Source organism: Isoptericola sp. MSGPD8_1_ISO-PGPR-S23-394 (assembly GCF_058072785.1).
Window position 1 is genome coordinate 2,317,741 of record NZ_CM176517.1, and the last position, 13,535, is coordinate 2,331,275.

Below are 13,535 nucleotides of genomic sequence, written 5' to 3' on the forward strand. Positions count from 1 at the left end.
GCACAAACCATCAGGTACTTCCCTGGTCGGTCCCTGATCGTCGCGTGTGCGACCCTGGTCGTCGCCGGACTGGCGGAGGGGAGGCCCCGTGCCCGAGGGTGACGTGCTGCGACTGACGGCGGAACGCCTCGACGAGGCACTGCGCGGCCGCCCGCTGGTGCGTGCCGACCTGCGGTGGCCCACCGCGGCCGGTGCCGACCTCACCGGCCGGGCCGTCACGGCGTGCGTGGCGTACGGCAAGCACCTGCTCACCCGGTTCGACGACGGCCGCACGCTGCACACGCACCTGCGGATGGAGGGCGCCTGGCGGGTGGAGCGCACCGGAAGCCGGGCCGCGGCGGCCCGGCACCCCGAGGTGCGGGCGGTGCTCGCCACCGACCGCTGGACCTGCGTGGGCTGGCGGCTCGGCATGCTGGACCTGGTGCGCACGCGCGACGAGCACGCGTTGCTGGCACACCTCGGCCCCGACGTGCTCGCTGACGACTTCGCCACCACGGGCCTCGCCGTCGGCCTCGACCGGCTCGGGGACCAGGGCAGCCGGCCCCTGTGCGACGTCCTGCTCGACCAGCGGGTCCTCGCGGGTCTCGGCACGATCTGGATGGCGGAGACGCTGTTCGCCGTACGTCGGCACCCGTGGACCCCGGTGAGCGCGCTCGACGCCGGGGCACGACGAGAGCTCCTGACGACGGCCCGGCGGCTCATGGGGCGCAGCGTCGACGTGGGCCGCGCCCACGGGTTGCAGCACGTGGAGCGTGCCGTGCACGGCCGACTGGGTCAGCCGTGCCGACGCTGCCGTACGCCGATCGCCGTCGGTCAGGCCAACGAACCTCCGTACGAGCGGCCCGTGTTCTGGTGCCCGACGTGTCAGGCGAGCGGGACCCACGGCTGAGCCGGGTGGCCTCGCGCCGTACGGCGGCTGGTCAGCCGACCGGCGTGAGGTCCTCGCGCGCCGCGCCGCCGCGCGCGTACATCCCCGCGAGGACGTCGGCAGGGATCGTGTCCGGGACGTGCAGCCCTTCGGCCACCGCGATCTTGTCGCTCACCTCGCGCAGCACCAGCGACAGCGGCACGTCCAGAGCCTCGCAGATCGAGGCGAGCAGCTCCGAGGAGGCTTCCTTCTGACCACGCTCGACCTCGCTGAGATAGCCCAGCGAGACCCGTGCGGCCGAGGACACCTCTCGCAGGGTGCGCCCCTGACGCTGCCGCGCGTCGCGCAGCACGTCACCGATCTCTCGTCGTAGGACGATCATGTCGCGCCCCCTCTCCTTGTCCGCCACCCCGTGTCGAGGAGTGGCACTACCGTACCCCGAGCCGGGGAGCGCACGCCGACCGGGACGCGCATCGATACGGGTTCGTGGCCTGTCTGCGATCACACCTGCCCAACGCCCCGCCGGCCCCCGGTGTTCCCGCACTCCGGTCCCGGACGGGATCCTCGCCGTCGGCGCACCGGACCTTCACCCGGCCACCAGCTCGACCGCCAGCCCCAGCACCGCGTCCAGCGCGCTCGCCCGGACACCGGCGCGGTCCTCGTCGACGTCCAGCCGGCGCACCGCGCTCGCACCCGGCGTCGCCACGGCCACGTAGACCAGCCCCGGCGGGTGCCCGTCCTGGGGCGCGGGACCGGCCACCCCGGTCGTCGCGAGCCCGACGTCGGACCCGGTCACCCGCCGGGCACCCTGCGCCATCGCCGCCGCCACGTCCGGGTCGACGGCTCCGCGCTCCGCGAGGAGACCGACGTCGACGCCGAGCAGCGTCGCCTTCAGGTCGGTCGCGTAGGCGACGACGGCGCCGCGCACGACGCCCGACGCCCCGGGCACCTCGACGAGGGTGGCGGCGACGAGCCCGCCGGTGAGGGACTCGGCGACCCCGACCGTCCAGCCGCGCCGCGCCGCCTGCTCCAGCAGACTGCGAGCGCTCACCGGCCCGTCCCCGTGCGGCGCGCGTCGCGCCGGATGCGCCAGCCCTGGACCAGGTAGTCGACGCCCGTCACCACGGTGACCACCACGGCGGCACCCATGGCGATCCACGCCACGACCAGCACGGCCTGGGGCAGGTGGGCCAGCGGCAGCAGGAACAGCAGGATCGCCACGATCTGCAGGACGGTCTTGATCTTGCCGCCGCGGGAGGCCGGCATCACCGCGTACCGCAGCATCGCCATGCGCATCACGGTGATGCCGAGCTCGCGGGCGAGGATGACGACGGGGACCCACCACGGCAGCTCGCCCAACGGCCACCACAGCAGGACGAGCGCGGACCCGACCAGCGCCTTGTCCGCGATGGGGTCGAGGAGCTTGCCCAGATCCGTGACCAGGCCCCGGGAGCGGGCCAGGTAGCCGTCGATCTTGTCGCTCAGCGCGGCGGCGGCGAAGATGCCCGTGGCCACGAGCCGCCAGGTCACCGACGTCCCGTCGTCCACGAGCAACGCCCACGCGAAGACCGGGACGAGGGCGATGCGCACCATGGTCACGACGTTCGCGATGTTCCACGGTGAAGGAGCGGGGTCGGTCATCCGTCCAGCCTACTGGCCCGGGGCGGTCCGACCTCGCCGGCCGCGGCGGCTCCTCGGTCCCGCCCGCACCGGCACCTCGGCCACCGGTAGTCTCACGCGGGTGCAGCACTCCACGGACTTCTCCGGTCCGGCGCACGCGCGCCGGCTGCCCGGTGCCACCCGTCGTCGAGGGATCCTGCTCGCGCTCCTCGCGGCCGTGGTGGTCGCGTTCGCCGCCTGGCAGGTGCTGGCCGACGGCCCACCCGCTCCCGGGCGCACCGTCACGGCCCCGCCCGACGTCGGCGTCGCGAAGTCCGACCCGCCGGCACCGGTCCCGCCCGCGCGTTTCACCGTGCTGGCGGCCGGCGACCTGCTGCCTCACGGCCCCGTCGTCCGCTCCGCCGACGGCGGCGACGACTTCGGGACGCTGCTGTCCGGCCTCGACGCGTGGGTCGCGGGAGCCGACCTGGCGCTGTGCCACATGGAGGTGCCGGTGGCACCCGAGGGGACCGCACCGAGCGGGTACCCGATGTTCGCCGCGCCGGCGGGGCTCGTGGACGCCGTCGCGGAGCAGGGCTGGGACGGCTGCTCGACGGCGTCCAACCACTCGGTGGACCGCGGGTACGACGGCGTCGTCGCGGCCCTGGACACGTTCGACGAGGCCGGTCTCGGCCACGTGGGCACCGCCCGCTCGGAGGCGGAGCAGGCCGCACCGCAGCGCTACGGCGTCGAACGGTCCGGGCGCACGCTCACCGTGGCGCACCTCTCGGCGACCTACGGGCTCAACGGGCTGCCGATGCCGGCGGACGCCCCGTGGGCCGTGGACATGATCGACGCCGGACGCCTCGTCGACGACGCCCGGCAGGCCCGCAAGGACGGCGCCGACGTGGTGCTGGTGAGCCTGCACGCCGGCGTCGAGTACACCGAGAACCTCACCGACCAGCAGGTCGACGTCGTCCGGGCCCTCGGCGAGTCCGGTGCGGTCGACCTGGTGATCGGCCACCACGCCCACGTCCCCCAGCGCATCGAACGGGTCGACGGCGGTCCGGCCGACGAGGGCATGTGGGCCGCCTACGGCCTGGGCAACCTGCTGTCGAACCAGAGCGCGGCGTGCTGCGACGCCCGGACCAGCAACGGTGTGCTGCTGTCGGCCACCTTCACCCAGGAACGCCCCTCCGGCCCCACGGTGCTGTCCGACGTCGGATGGACGGCGACGACCGTCGACATCGCCGCCGGGCACCGGGTGCACGCCCTGCCCGACGTGCTCGACGACCCCGGCACGACGACCTTGACGGCCGCCGAGCTGGCGACTCGCCAGGAACGCGTCGCGGACGCCGTGCGGGACGCCGCGAGCGAGCGTCTCGAACCGGTCGGATCGACCGGACCGGAACCCACGGTGCTTCCGCGCGCGAGCGACCCGGCGGACAACTGACCTGCTCGGTCCCGACCTGCTCCGTCCCGCCCGCTCAGCGCACCGGGTTCTCGGCGTCGGTGTCGGCGCCGTCGTGGTACTCCGTGGCGACCGGGGGCCGGTGCGCGTCGGTGCCGTCCGCGGACGGGTCCGTCCCCGCCCCGTCGGAGTCCTGGTCGTAGGCGGTCGCCGGAGCGGTCTCGCCACGGATCAGCGCGAGCGCCGCCGGCAGGTCGTCGGGCTGCACCAGCACGTCGCGTGCCTTCGAACCCTCCGAGGGCCCCACGATCTCGCGGGACTCGAGCAGGTCCATGAGCCGGCCGGCCTTCGCGAACCCGACGCGCAGCTTGCGCTGCAGCATCGAGGTGGAGCCGAACTGGGTGGAGACCACCAGCTCGGCGGCCTGCAGCAGCAGGTCGAGGTCGTCGCCGATGTCCTCGTCGATCTGCTTCTTCGCCGCGGCGGGTGCCGTGACGTCCGGACGGTAGACGGGTTTGAGCTGCGACTTCACGTGCTCGACGACGGCGTGCACCTCGGACTCGGTCACCCAGGCGCCCTGCACGCGCATGGGCTTGGCCGCCCCCATCGGCAGGAACAGGGCGTCGCCCTGGCCGATGAGCTTCTCGGCACCCGGCTGGTCGAGGACCACGCGGGAGTCGGCCAGCGACGACGTGGCGAACGCGAGCCGCGAGGGCACGTTCGCCTTGATCAGGCCGGTGACGACGTCGACCGAGGGGCGCTGCGTCGCCAGCACCAGGTGGATGCCCGCGGCGCGCGCCAGCTGCGTGATGCGCTGGATCGACGCCTCGACGTCGCGCGGGGCGACCATCATCAGGTCCGCCAGCTCGTCGACGACGACGAGCAGGTAGGGGTACGGGGCGATCTTGCGCTCCGAACCGGGCAGCGGCTTGACCTTCCCGGACCGCACCCCGGCGTTGAAGTCGTCGATGTGCTTGAAGCCGAACGTCGCGAGGTCGTCGTAGCGCGCGTCCATCTCCCGCACGACCCACTCCAGCGCCTCGGCCGCCTTCTTCGGGTTCGTGATGATGGGCGTGATCAGGTGCGGGATGCCCTCGTAGATCGTCAGCTCGACCCGCTTGGGGTCGACCAGGACCAGCCGCACCTGCTCCGGCGTCGCCCGCATGAGGATGGAGGTGATCATCGAGTTGATGAAGCTCGACTTGCCGGCGCCGGTCGCACCGGCGACGAGGATGTGCGGCATCTTCGCCAGGTTCGCGACGACGAAACCGCCCTCGACGTCCTTACCGACGCCCATGACCATCGGGTGCTCGGTGCGCCGGGCCGCCGACGAGCGCAGGACGTCACCCAGGACGACCGTCTCGCGGTCGGAGTTCGGGATCTCGATGCCGATCGCTGACTTGCCGGGGATCGGCGAGAGGATCCGCACGTCGGCGCTGGCCACGGCGTACGCGATGTTGTTCGACAGCGACGTGATGCGTTCGACCTTGGTCTTCGCCCCGACCTCGACCTCGTAGCGCGTCACCGTCGGTCCGCGCGTGAAGTTCGTGACCTCCGCGTCGACGCCGAAGTCGGCGAACACCTTCGTCAGCGACTCGACCACGCGGTCGTTCACGGCCGACCGCGTCTTGTGCGGCGCCCCCTCGACCAGCGCCTCCTCGCTCGGCAGCAGGTAGACCGTGTCGCCGGAGAGCATCGGTTGCTCCGCCCGTCCGGCCAGCGCCGGCGTCGGCTCCGGGGCGGTGCGCGCGACCGGCGCGGCCGCGGCCGTCGGCGCGGCCTTCGTGCCCGCGGGGACCCGCTGCGTGGCCGCCGCCCGGTCGACCGGCCCGGTCCCGCCGTCGGCGGCGGGGTCCAGCGTGGCAGCCTTCTCGAACGCCTCGTCACCGGCGTACCGGTCGAGCTCCGCGGCCGCAGCGTCCGCCGCCCGCTCGGCCTTGGTCCGGCGCTTGCGACGCTTGCGCGGCGCCCGCTCCTCCGACCCGTCGTGCGCCGAGACGCCGTCCGCGAGGCGCAGACCCTCGTCCGCCTCGCCGTCGGCCTCGTGGTGGTTGCCCGTCAGGCGGTCGTAGAGGCCCTGCACGCGCTCCGGGATGCGGTGCACGGGCGTCGCCGTCACCACGAGGAGCCCGAAGAAGCCGAGCAGGAGGAACAGGGGCACGGCGACCCACTGGGTCACGCCGATGACGACCGGGGTCCCGGCGAGATAGCCGATGATGCCCCCGGCGTCCTGCACGTCCGCGAACCCGTCCCGCGGCGAGGGCGTCCCCTCCGCGACCGCCACCAGGGAGCAGACCGAGACGACGATCAGGCTCAGGCCGATCGCGACACGGGAGTTCGCCCGCCCACGCTCCGGGTGGCGCATGATGCGCACCCCGAGCCACAGCAGCAGCACCGGCACCGCCACGCCGGCCAGCCCGACCGTCCCCGCCACGACGGCATGGACGACGTCACCGAACGTCCCCGGGATCCCCCACCACTCGCGCGCCGCCACGACGAGCGCGAGCGCGATGAGGAAGAAGGCGACGCCGTCTCGACGGTGCTCCGGTTCCAGGTCTCTCGCTCCCTTGGTGATCGTGCGGGTGACGGCGCCCAGGCCGTGCGCGACGCCCAAGTAGGCACCGCGCACCATCCGGACCGGCCAGGGCGGCCCGGCCGGGCGGCGCTTCGCCGCCGGACGTCTCCCCGACCCCTGGGACGACCCCGACCGGGCCGCGCCGCGTCCGGCTCCGGCGCGCGTCGACGACGCACGACGTCCGGAGGCGGACACCGAAGGTTTCCGCCCCGTGCGTGCCGCACCTCGAGGGTTCCCGCGGTTGTTCCGGGGAGTCGTCCGGGTGGCCATGATGCTCTCACGGTACCCGCGCGCACCGGCACGACGCCGCAGGTCGCGGACGCGTGTCACGCCGGTGTGGCGTGAGCACCGTCACGGACCCCGCACGCTCGCTCCGGGTCATGCCTCGCGAACCCTCTGGTCGGCACGCCCCTGCACTCGCATGCTCGCTCCGGGTCATGCCTCGCGAACCCTCTGGTCGGCACGCCCCTGCACTCGCACGCTCGCTCCGGGTCATGCCTCCACGACGACGGGGACGATCATCGGGCGACGGCGCAGCCGGCGGTTGAGCCACTGGCCGATCACGCGGCGCATCACCTGCTGGAGCTGGTGCGTGTCGGTGGCGCCGCCGGCGATCGCGTCCTCGAGCGCCTTGACGACGTCGGGCTGGATGTCGCCGAAGACCGCGTCGTCCTCCGCCATGCCGCGCGCCAGGATCTGCGGGCCCGCGAGCACCTTGCCGGTGGCGGAGTCGACGACGGCGAAGACGGACACGAAACCCTCCTCGCCGAGGGTGCGGCGGTCCTTGAGCTCGTTCTCTGTGACCTCGCCCACCGACGAACCGTCGACGTAGACGTACCCGCAGGGCACCGCCCCGACGACCGAGGCCCTACCGTCGACGAGGTCGACGACGACGCCGTCCTCCGCGAGCACGACACGGTCCGCCGGAACTCCCGTCCGGACCGCCAGCGCCGCGTTCGCCACGAGGTGGCGCACCTCGCCGTGCACCGGCATGACGTTCTTGGGCCGCAGGATGTTGTAGCAGTAGAGGAGCTCGCCCGCGCTGGCGTGCCCCGAGACGTGGACCTTCGCGTTGCCCGAGTGCACGACGCGCGCACCCAGACGCGTCAGGCCGTTGATGACGCGGAACACGGAGTTCTCGTTGCCCGGGATGAGGGAGCTGGCGAGGATCACGGTGTCGCCGTGGCCGATCTCGACGCGGTGGTCGCCGTTCGCCATCCGGCTCAGGGCGGCCATCGGCTCCCCCTGCGACCCGGTGCACATGTAGACCAGCTCGTGGTCCGGGACGTCGCCGGTGCGCTTGAGGTCGATCAGCACGCCGGGCGGCACGTCGAGGTAGCCGAGCTCGGCCGCGATCCCCATGTTGCGGATCATCGAGCGGCCGGCCAGGGCGACCTTGCGGCCGTGGGCGTGCGCGGCGTTGAGAACCTGCTGGACGCGGTGCACGTGCGATGAGAAGGACGCGACGACGATGCGCGTCTCGGCCTGGGCGAAGACGCTGTCGAGGACCGGCCCGATCTCGACCTCGTTCGTCACGAAGCCCGGGACCTCGGCGTTCGTCGAGTCGACCATGAACAGGTCGACCCCCTGCTCGCCGAGCCGTGCGAAGGCACGCAGGTCGGTCACCCGGCCGTCGAGCGGGAGCTGGTCCATCTTGAAGTCGCCCGTGTGCAGCACGGTGCCCGCACCGGTGGTCACGGCGACGGCGAGCGCGTCGGGGATGGAGTGGTTCACCGCGACGAACTCGAGCCCGAACACGCCCAGGCGGACCGTGTCGTTCTCGGCGACGACCCGCGTCACCGGCTTGATCCGGTGCTCCTTGAGCTTCGCCTCGAGGAACGCGAGGGTGAGCTGCGAACCGTAGATCGGGATGTCCCGGCGGCGACGCAGCAGGTACGGCACCGCCCCGATGTGGTCCTCGTGCCCGTGCGTCAGGACGATCGCCTCGATGTCGTCCAGCCGGTCGGCGATGTACTCGAAGTCCGGCAGGATCAGGTCCACACCCGGCTGATGGTCCTCGGGGAAGAGCACGCCGCAGTCGATGACGAGCAGACGGCCGTCGTACTCGAGGACGGCCATGTTGCGACCGACCTCGCCGAGCCCGCCGAGCGCCACGATGCGCAGGCCACCGGCCGGCAGCTCGGGAGGAAGGGGAAGATCGGGGTGAGGGTGGCTCACGGGGCCTCCTGGCCTGGGGGTGTCACGGGAGAGCGGGGGCGGCGTCCAGGACACCGCCGGCGACGAGGGCTGCGCGCACGGCCGCGACGTCGTCGTCCGTGGCGGCGACGTTCGGCAGGCGCAGCTCGCGGTTGTCGAGGACGCCGAGCACCTCGAGCGCGGCCTTGGTCATGACGGCCTGCGCACCGGCGCCGTTGATGGCCGCGACCACGGGCAGCGTCGTGGTGAAGACCTCCAGCGCGCCGGCGTGGTCGCCGGCGTCGAAGCGGCGCACGACCTCGGCGAAGGCACGACCCACCAGGTGCGCGGACACCGAGACGATCCCGGCGGCCCCGTGGGCGAGGAAGGGCAGCAGCAGGGTGTCGTCGCCGGAGTACCAGGCCAGCCCGGTGGCGGCGCGCAGCGCGGGCACGTCGGTGAGATCGCCGGTGGCGTCCTTCGTGGCGACGACGCGGGGGTGCGCGGCGATGCGCTCGTACGTCGACGGCGCGATCCGCACGCCGGCCCGGCCCGGGATGTCGTACAGCATGACCGGCAGCTCGGTCGCGTCCGCGACGGTGGCGAAGTGCCGGTAGAGCCCCTCCTGGGTGGGGCGGGAGTAGTACGGTGAGACGACCAGGAGCCCGTCCGCACCGGCCTCGGCCGCTTGCTCGGCCATGCGGACGGCGTGCGCCGTGTCGTTCGATCCGGCCCCGGTCAGCACCGCGGCGCGGTCCCCGACGGCGTCGACGACGGTCCGCACGAGCGCCGCCTTCTCCGGGGCGTGCGTGGCCGGCGCCTCGCCCGTCGTCCCCGACAGCACGAGGCCGTCGTTCCCGTCGTCGACCAGGCGGCGGGCGAGCGCCGCCGCGGCATCGAGATCGATCTCCCCCGAGCCCGTCATGGGCGTGACCATCGCGGTGAGGACGGCGCCGAACGGGCGCGCAGGGGTACCGGGCAGCGTCATAGGGTCACCGTACCGTTCTCGGGTGCTTCGGGGCGCCGTCGTCCAGCCGTTCCCGGGCCGGTGTCGTGAGACGTCGTCCCAGGGTGCGCACGTCGCCGGCCGGGGCTGTTGCGTCGGCACGGCACCGACACATACTGGACGGTATGACTCCGACGACTCCCTCCACCGCCCGCGACGTCCCCACCCAGGTGCTCGTCGGCGGCGAGTGGCGTCCGGCGACCGGCGGCGCCACCTTCGACGTGGTCGACCCCGCCACCGAGGAGGTGCTCACCAGCGTCGCCGACGGCACCGGAGAGGACGGGACCGCGGCGCTCGCCGCCGCCCACGACGCCGCCCCCGCCTGGGCGGCCGTCGCCCCCCGGGACCGCTCCGAGCTCCTCCGGGCGTGCTTCGAGGCGATCGTCGAACGCACCGACGAGCTGGCCGCCCTCATCACGGCGGAGGGCGGCAAGCCGCTCGCCGAGTCCCGGGCCGAGGTCGCCTACGGGGCGGAGTTCTTCCGCTGGTTCGCCGAGGAGGCGGTCCGGGCGCCGGGCCTGATGCGCACCGCCCCGGCCGGGGCCAACCGCCAGCTCGTGCACCGCCGGCCCGTCGGCCCCGCGCTGCTCATCACCCCCTGGAACTTCCCCATCGCGATGGCGACGCGCAAGATCGGCCCCGCACTGGCCGCCGGCTGCCCCGTGGTGATCAAGCCCGCCCAGCTCACGCCGCTGACGACGATGGCCGTCGCGGAGATCCTGCGCGCCGAGCTGGCCGAGCGCGACCTGCCGACCGGAGCGGTCAACGTCGTGCCGACGTCGTCGGCGAAGACCGTGACGGGACCCGTGATCGCGGACGGTCGCCTGCGCAAGCTCTCCTTCACCGGGTCGACGGGCGTGGGGCGCGTGCTGCTGGGCCAGGCCGCCGAGCAGGTGCTCAACTGCTCGATGGAGCTGGGGGGCAACGCCCCGTTCGTGGTGTTCGCCGACGCCGACCTCGACGCCGCCGTCGAGGGCGCGATGGTCGCCAAGCTCCGCAACGGCGGGCAGTCGTGCGTCGCGGCCAACCGGTTCCTCGTCCACGGGTCGCTCGCGCAGGAGTTCGCCGAGCGGCTCGCCGAGCGGTTCAGCGCACTGTCCGTCGGCCCCGGTGCCGAGGGCCACGACGTCGGCCCCCTGATCGGTGCGAGCGCCGTCGACAAGGTCGACGAGCTCGTCACCGACGCCACCCGTCGCGGCGCACGTGCGCTCGTCGGCGGGTCGCGGCCCGAGGGCAGGGGCTACTTCTACTCCCCCACCGTGCTCGCAGGCACCCCCGCCGACGCGCGCTGCGTCACCGAGGAGATCTTCGGCCCCGTCGCACCCGTGGTGGCCTTCGACGACGCCGACGAGGCGTTCGCGCTGGCCAACGGCACCGAGTACGGGCTCGCCGCCTACGCCTACACCCGGGACCTCGACCTGGCGATGCGGGCGGCCCACGAGATCGACGCCGGCATGATCGGGGTCAACCGCGGCATGGTCTCGGACGCCAGCGCCCCGTTCGGCGGTGTCAAGCAGTCGGGCCTGGGACGCGAGGGCGGCGCTGCCGGCCTGGAGGAGTACCTCGAGACGGTGTACGTCGCGATGTGAGCCCTCACGGGCGCGCGTGGTTTCCTGTGGCTCGTGGACCGACAGTTCTCACCAAGAGCCTCCCCCGAGGTCGCCGCCGCCGTCCGGCAGGGCGCGAGCGTCGCCGTCGCGACCGGCCTGTACGGCATCTCCTTCGGAGCCCTGGCCGTCGTCGCCGGGCTCTCGGTGGCGCAGACCGCCGCGCTGAGCCTGCTGCTGTTCTCCGGGGGCTCGCAGTTCGCGCTCATCGGCGTCGTCGCGGCGGGCGGGTCGCCGGTCGCGGCGATCGCGACGTCGACGCTGCTCGGGGTACGGAACATGCTCTACGGGGCGGTCGTGTCGCCGCTGCTGTCCCTGACCGGCTGGCGTCGGCTCGCCGCCGCCCAGGTCACGATCGACGAGTCGACGGCGGTGGCGGTCGGCCAGCGCACGCCCGCGGCGGTGCGAGCCGGGTTCTGGACGGCAGGGCTCGGGGTCTTCGTGCTGTGGAACGCGTTCACCCTGGTGGGTGCGCTCGCCGGCGACGCGCTCGGTGACCCGCGCGCCTGGGGTCTCGACGCGGCGGCCGGGGCGGCGTTCCTCGCGCTCGTGTGGCCGCGGCTCGCCGACCGCCGTGCCCAGCTCGTCGCCGGACTGGCCGTGCTGGTCACGCTCGCCCTGGTCCCGGTGACCCCGTCGGGCGTCCCGGTGCTCGCCGCGGCGGCTGCGGCGATCGTCGTCGGCCTCGTGGCAACCGCACGGCCGACGCCGGACGCGGGAGGTGGGCGATGACCATCACCGTGCTCTGGGTGACGGTCGTCGTCGCCTCGCTGGCGAGCCTCGCGCTCAAGCTCGCCGGGCACCGGGTCCCCGAGCACTGGCTGGCCACCGAGCGGGTGCAGCGCACCTCCACCCTCGTGACGGTCGCGCTGCTCGTCTCCCTCGTCGTCGTGCAGACCTTCGCCGACGGCACGTCCGTCGTCGTCGACGCCCGGGTCCCCGCCCTCGCGGTGGCCGCCGTGGCCCTGGCGCTGCGCGCCCCGTTCATCGTGGTCGTGGTGCTCGCGGCGGCCTCGGCAGCCGGTCTGCGGGCTCTCGGGTGGGGCTGAGACGGGCCTAGGCTGGCCCGATGCCCCCTTCCGGCCCTGCGCCGCGCCCCGCCTCCCCGCGCCTCGAGGTCACCCGGGCACGGTGGACGCTCCTGGTGCAGTTCTCGCTGTTCGGCGTGCTGGGCACGTCGTGGATGAGCCGCCTGCCCTCGATCCGGTCGGAGCTGGGACTCAGCGCCGGACAGCTCGGGTCGCTCCTGGTCGTGGGCGGCGTCGGCACGCTGCTCGCGGTCCTCGTCACCGGCGCCGTCGTCGCCCGCTTCGGCAGTCGGCGGACGCTCGTCGCGGCCACGGCGGGCAACGCCGCCGGTTTCGGGGTGCTCGCCGTCGCGACCGCCACGGCCAGCGTCCCGCTGTTCGCGCTGGGGGCGTGCGTGAACGGGATGTGCGGCGCCCTGACCAACATCCCGATCAACATCAGCGCGGCCGGGGTGGAGCGCGCCGTCGGGCGAGCCATCCTGCCCCACTTCCACGCGGCGTTCTCCGTCGGAGCCGCCCTGGGCGCGCTCGTCGGGGCTGCCTTCGCCTGGTCCGGCGCGCACGTCGCCGTCCAGCTCGTCGTGGTCACCGCCGTCGTCACCCTCGTGCGCGCCCTGCTCGTCGTGCCGTCGACGACGCTGGCTCCCGCCCACGGGCGCGCGACCTCCGACGGGGCCTCCGCCCGGCGCGGCAGCGGGGTGCGCGCCGCGCTGGCTGCCTGGCGCGAGCCCCGCACGCTGCTCGTCGGCCTGGTGCTGCTGGCCGCCTCCCTCTCCGAGGGGGCGGCCGGGACGTGGCTGTCCCTCGCCGTCGTCGACGGGTTCGCCGCCCGGGAGGCGGTCGGCGCCGTCGCCTACGGGACGTTCGTGGCCTCGATGACCGCCGTGCGGCTCGCCGGCACCGGCCTGATCGACCGGTGGGGGCGGGTGACCGTCCTGCGCGTCTCGGGGTTCGCCGCGCTGGCCGGGCTGCTCCTGTTCGGTCTGGCACCGACGCTGGCCCTGGCCTGGTGCGGTGTCGTCCTGTGGGGGTGCGGCGCCGCGCTGGCGAACCCGATCGCCATCTCGGCGGCGTCGGACGAACCGGTCCACGCCGCGCCCCGCGTCGCCGTCGCGACCTCGTTCTCGACGGTGTCGATGCTCGCCGCGCCACCTTTGCTCGGGCTGCTGGCCGACCAGGTCGGGGTGCGCTCGGCGCTGCTCGTCATCTGCGGCGCCGTGGTCCTCAGTCTCGCGGTGGCCGGGCAGGTCCGGCCACCGCGGGACGTCCCCACGACGTCCCGGGACCCGCTGACGAGCGCCTAGG

The 13,535-nt window shown here is 73.9% G+C and carries 12 protein-coding genes; 6 read left to right on the forward strand and 6 right to left on the reverse strand.

The features are described from left to right. Positions 1–88 precede the first annotated feature (88 nt). Positions 89–889: a DNA-formamidopyrimidine glycosylase family protein gene (locus AC3RJ8_RS10635; RefSeq protein WP_489712603.1), complete on the forward strand. Its 801-nt coding sequence runs from the start codon at positions 89–91 to the stop codon at positions 887–889. 31 nt (positions 890–920) lie between these two features. Here AC3RJ8_RS10635 and AC3RJ8_RS10640 read toward each other — a convergent pair whose 3' ends face one another. The 3 genes from AC3RJ8_RS10640 to pgsA form a co-directional block, all read right to left on the reverse strand. Beyond that, positions 921–1,250 (reverse strand): helix-turn-helix domain-containing protein, encoded by a 330-nt coding sequence (locus AC3RJ8_RS10640; RefSeq protein ID WP_407318259.1) that lies wholly within the window; start codon positions 1,248–1,250, stop codon positions 921–923. A gap of 204 nt (positions 1,251–1,454) precedes the next feature. After that, positions 1,455–1,919: a CinA family protein gene (locus AC3RJ8_RS10645; protein WP_489712604.1), complete on the reverse strand. Its 465-nt coding sequence runs from the start codon at positions 1,917–1,919 to the stop codon at positions 1,455–1,457. Beyond that, a complete protein-coding gene (gene pgsA, locus AC3RJ8_RS10650) occupies positions 1,916–2,509 on the reverse strand; it encodes a CDP-diacylglycerol--glycerol-3-phosphate 3-phosphatidyltransferase (RefSeq protein ID WP_489712605.1) in 594 nt (197 codons plus the stop codon). The genes AC3RJ8_RS10645 and pgsA overlap by 4 nt, the downstream gene beginning before the upstream one ends. Before the next feature lie 100 nt (positions 2,510–2,609). Between pgsA and AC3RJ8_RS10655 the strand changes: the two genes are divergently transcribed. Then, positions 2,610–3,920 carry a CapA family protein gene (locus AC3RJ8_RS10655; RefSeq protein WP_489712606.1) on the forward strand — a complete coding sequence of 437 codons (1,311 nt, stop codon included), beginning with the start codon at positions 2,610–2,612 and terminating at the stop codon, positions 3,918–3,920. A gap of 34 nt (positions 3,921–3,954) precedes the next feature. Here AC3RJ8_RS10655 and AC3RJ8_RS10660 read toward each other — a convergent pair whose 3' ends face one another. The 3 genes from AC3RJ8_RS10660 to dapA form a co-directional block, all read right to left on the reverse strand. Further along, complete coding sequence (locus tag AC3RJ8_RS10660; RefSeq protein WP_489712607.1) at positions 3,955–6,510, reverse strand: FtsK/SpoIIIE family DNA translocase; 2,556 nt, start codon at positions 6,508–6,510, stop codon at positions 3,955–3,957. A 435-nt stretch (positions 6,511–6,945) separates the two neighbouring features. Further along, positions 6,946–8,631, reverse strand: coding sequence for a ribonuclease J (locus AC3RJ8_RS10665; RefSeq protein WP_489712608.1), 1,686 nt, complete (start codon positions 8,629–8,631; stop codon positions 6,946–6,948). Between the two features lie 22 nt (positions 8,632–8,653). Then, positions 8,654–9,577: a 4-hydroxy-tetrahydrodipicolinate synthase gene (dapA, locus tag AC3RJ8_RS10670; RefSeq protein ID WP_489712609.1), complete on the reverse strand. Its 924-nt coding sequence runs from the start codon at positions 9,575–9,577 to the stop codon at positions 8,654–8,656. A gap of 143 nt (positions 9,578–9,720) precedes the next feature. Between dapA and AC3RJ8_RS10675 the strand changes: the two genes are divergently transcribed. The 4 genes from AC3RJ8_RS10675 to AC3RJ8_RS10690 are packed head-to-tail and all read left to right on the forward strand — an operon-like array spanning position 9,721 to position 13,534. Further along, positions 9,721–11,184 carry an NAD-dependent succinate-semialdehyde dehydrogenase gene (locus tag AC3RJ8_RS10675; protein ID WP_489712610.1) on the forward strand — a complete coding sequence of 488 codons (1,464 nt, stop codon included), beginning with the start codon at positions 9,721–9,723 and terminating at the stop codon, positions 11,182–11,184. A 33-nt stretch (positions 11,185–11,217) separates the two neighbouring features. Further along, complete coding sequence (locus AC3RJ8_RS10680; RefSeq protein WP_489712611.1) at positions 11,218–11,934, forward strand: AzlC family ABC transporter permease; 717 nt, start codon at positions 11,218–11,220, stop codon at positions 11,932–11,934. Continuing rightward, complete coding sequence (locus AC3RJ8_RS10685; RefSeq protein ID WP_489712612.1) at positions 11,931–12,251, forward strand: AzlD domain-containing protein; 321 nt, start codon at positions 11,931–11,933, stop codon at positions 12,249–12,251. Before AC3RJ8_RS10680 ends, AC3RJ8_RS10685 begins: the two co-directional genes overlap by 4 nt. 20 nt (positions 12,252–12,271) lie before the next feature. After that, positions 12,272–13,534: an MFS transporter gene (locus tag AC3RJ8_RS10690; protein WP_489712613.1), complete on the forward strand. Its 1,263-nt coding sequence runs from the start codon at positions 12,272–12,274 to the stop codon at positions 13,532–13,534. Position 13,535 lies beyond the last annotated feature (1 nt).

What these genes read in the sequence shown, in the direction of transcription:
- AC3RJ8_RS10640 (WP_407318259.1), bottom strand. Translation starts at nt 1,250, where the DNA reads ATGATCGTCCTACGACGAGAGATCGGTGACGTGCTGCGCGACGCGCGG.
- pgsA (WP_489712605.1), bottom strand. Translation starts at nt 2,509, where the DNA reads ATGACCGACCCCGCTCCTTCACCGTGGAACATCGCGAACGTCGTGACC.
- AC3RJ8_RS10660 (WP_489712607.1), bottom strand. Translation starts at nt 6,510, where the DNA reads ATGGTGCGCGGTGCCTACTTGGGCGTCGCGCACGGCCTGGGCGCCGTC.
- dapA (WP_489712609.1), bottom strand. Translation starts at nt 9,577, where the DNA reads ATGACGCTGCCCGGTACCCCTGCGCGCCCGTTCGGCGCCGTCCTCACC.
- AC3RJ8_RS10675 (WP_489712610.1), top strand. Translation starts at nt 9,721, where the DNA reads ATGACTCCGACGACTCCCTCCACCGCCCGCGACGTCCCCACCCAGGTG.
- AC3RJ8_RS10685 (WP_489712612.1), top strand. Translation starts at nt 11,931, where the DNA reads ATGACCATCACCGTGCTCTGGGTGACGGTCGTCGTCGCCTCGCTGGCG.
- AC3RJ8_RS10690 (WP_489712613.1), top strand. Translation starts at nt 12,272, where the DNA reads ATGCCCCCTTCCGGCCCTGCGCCGCGCCCCGCCTCCCCGCGCCTCGAG.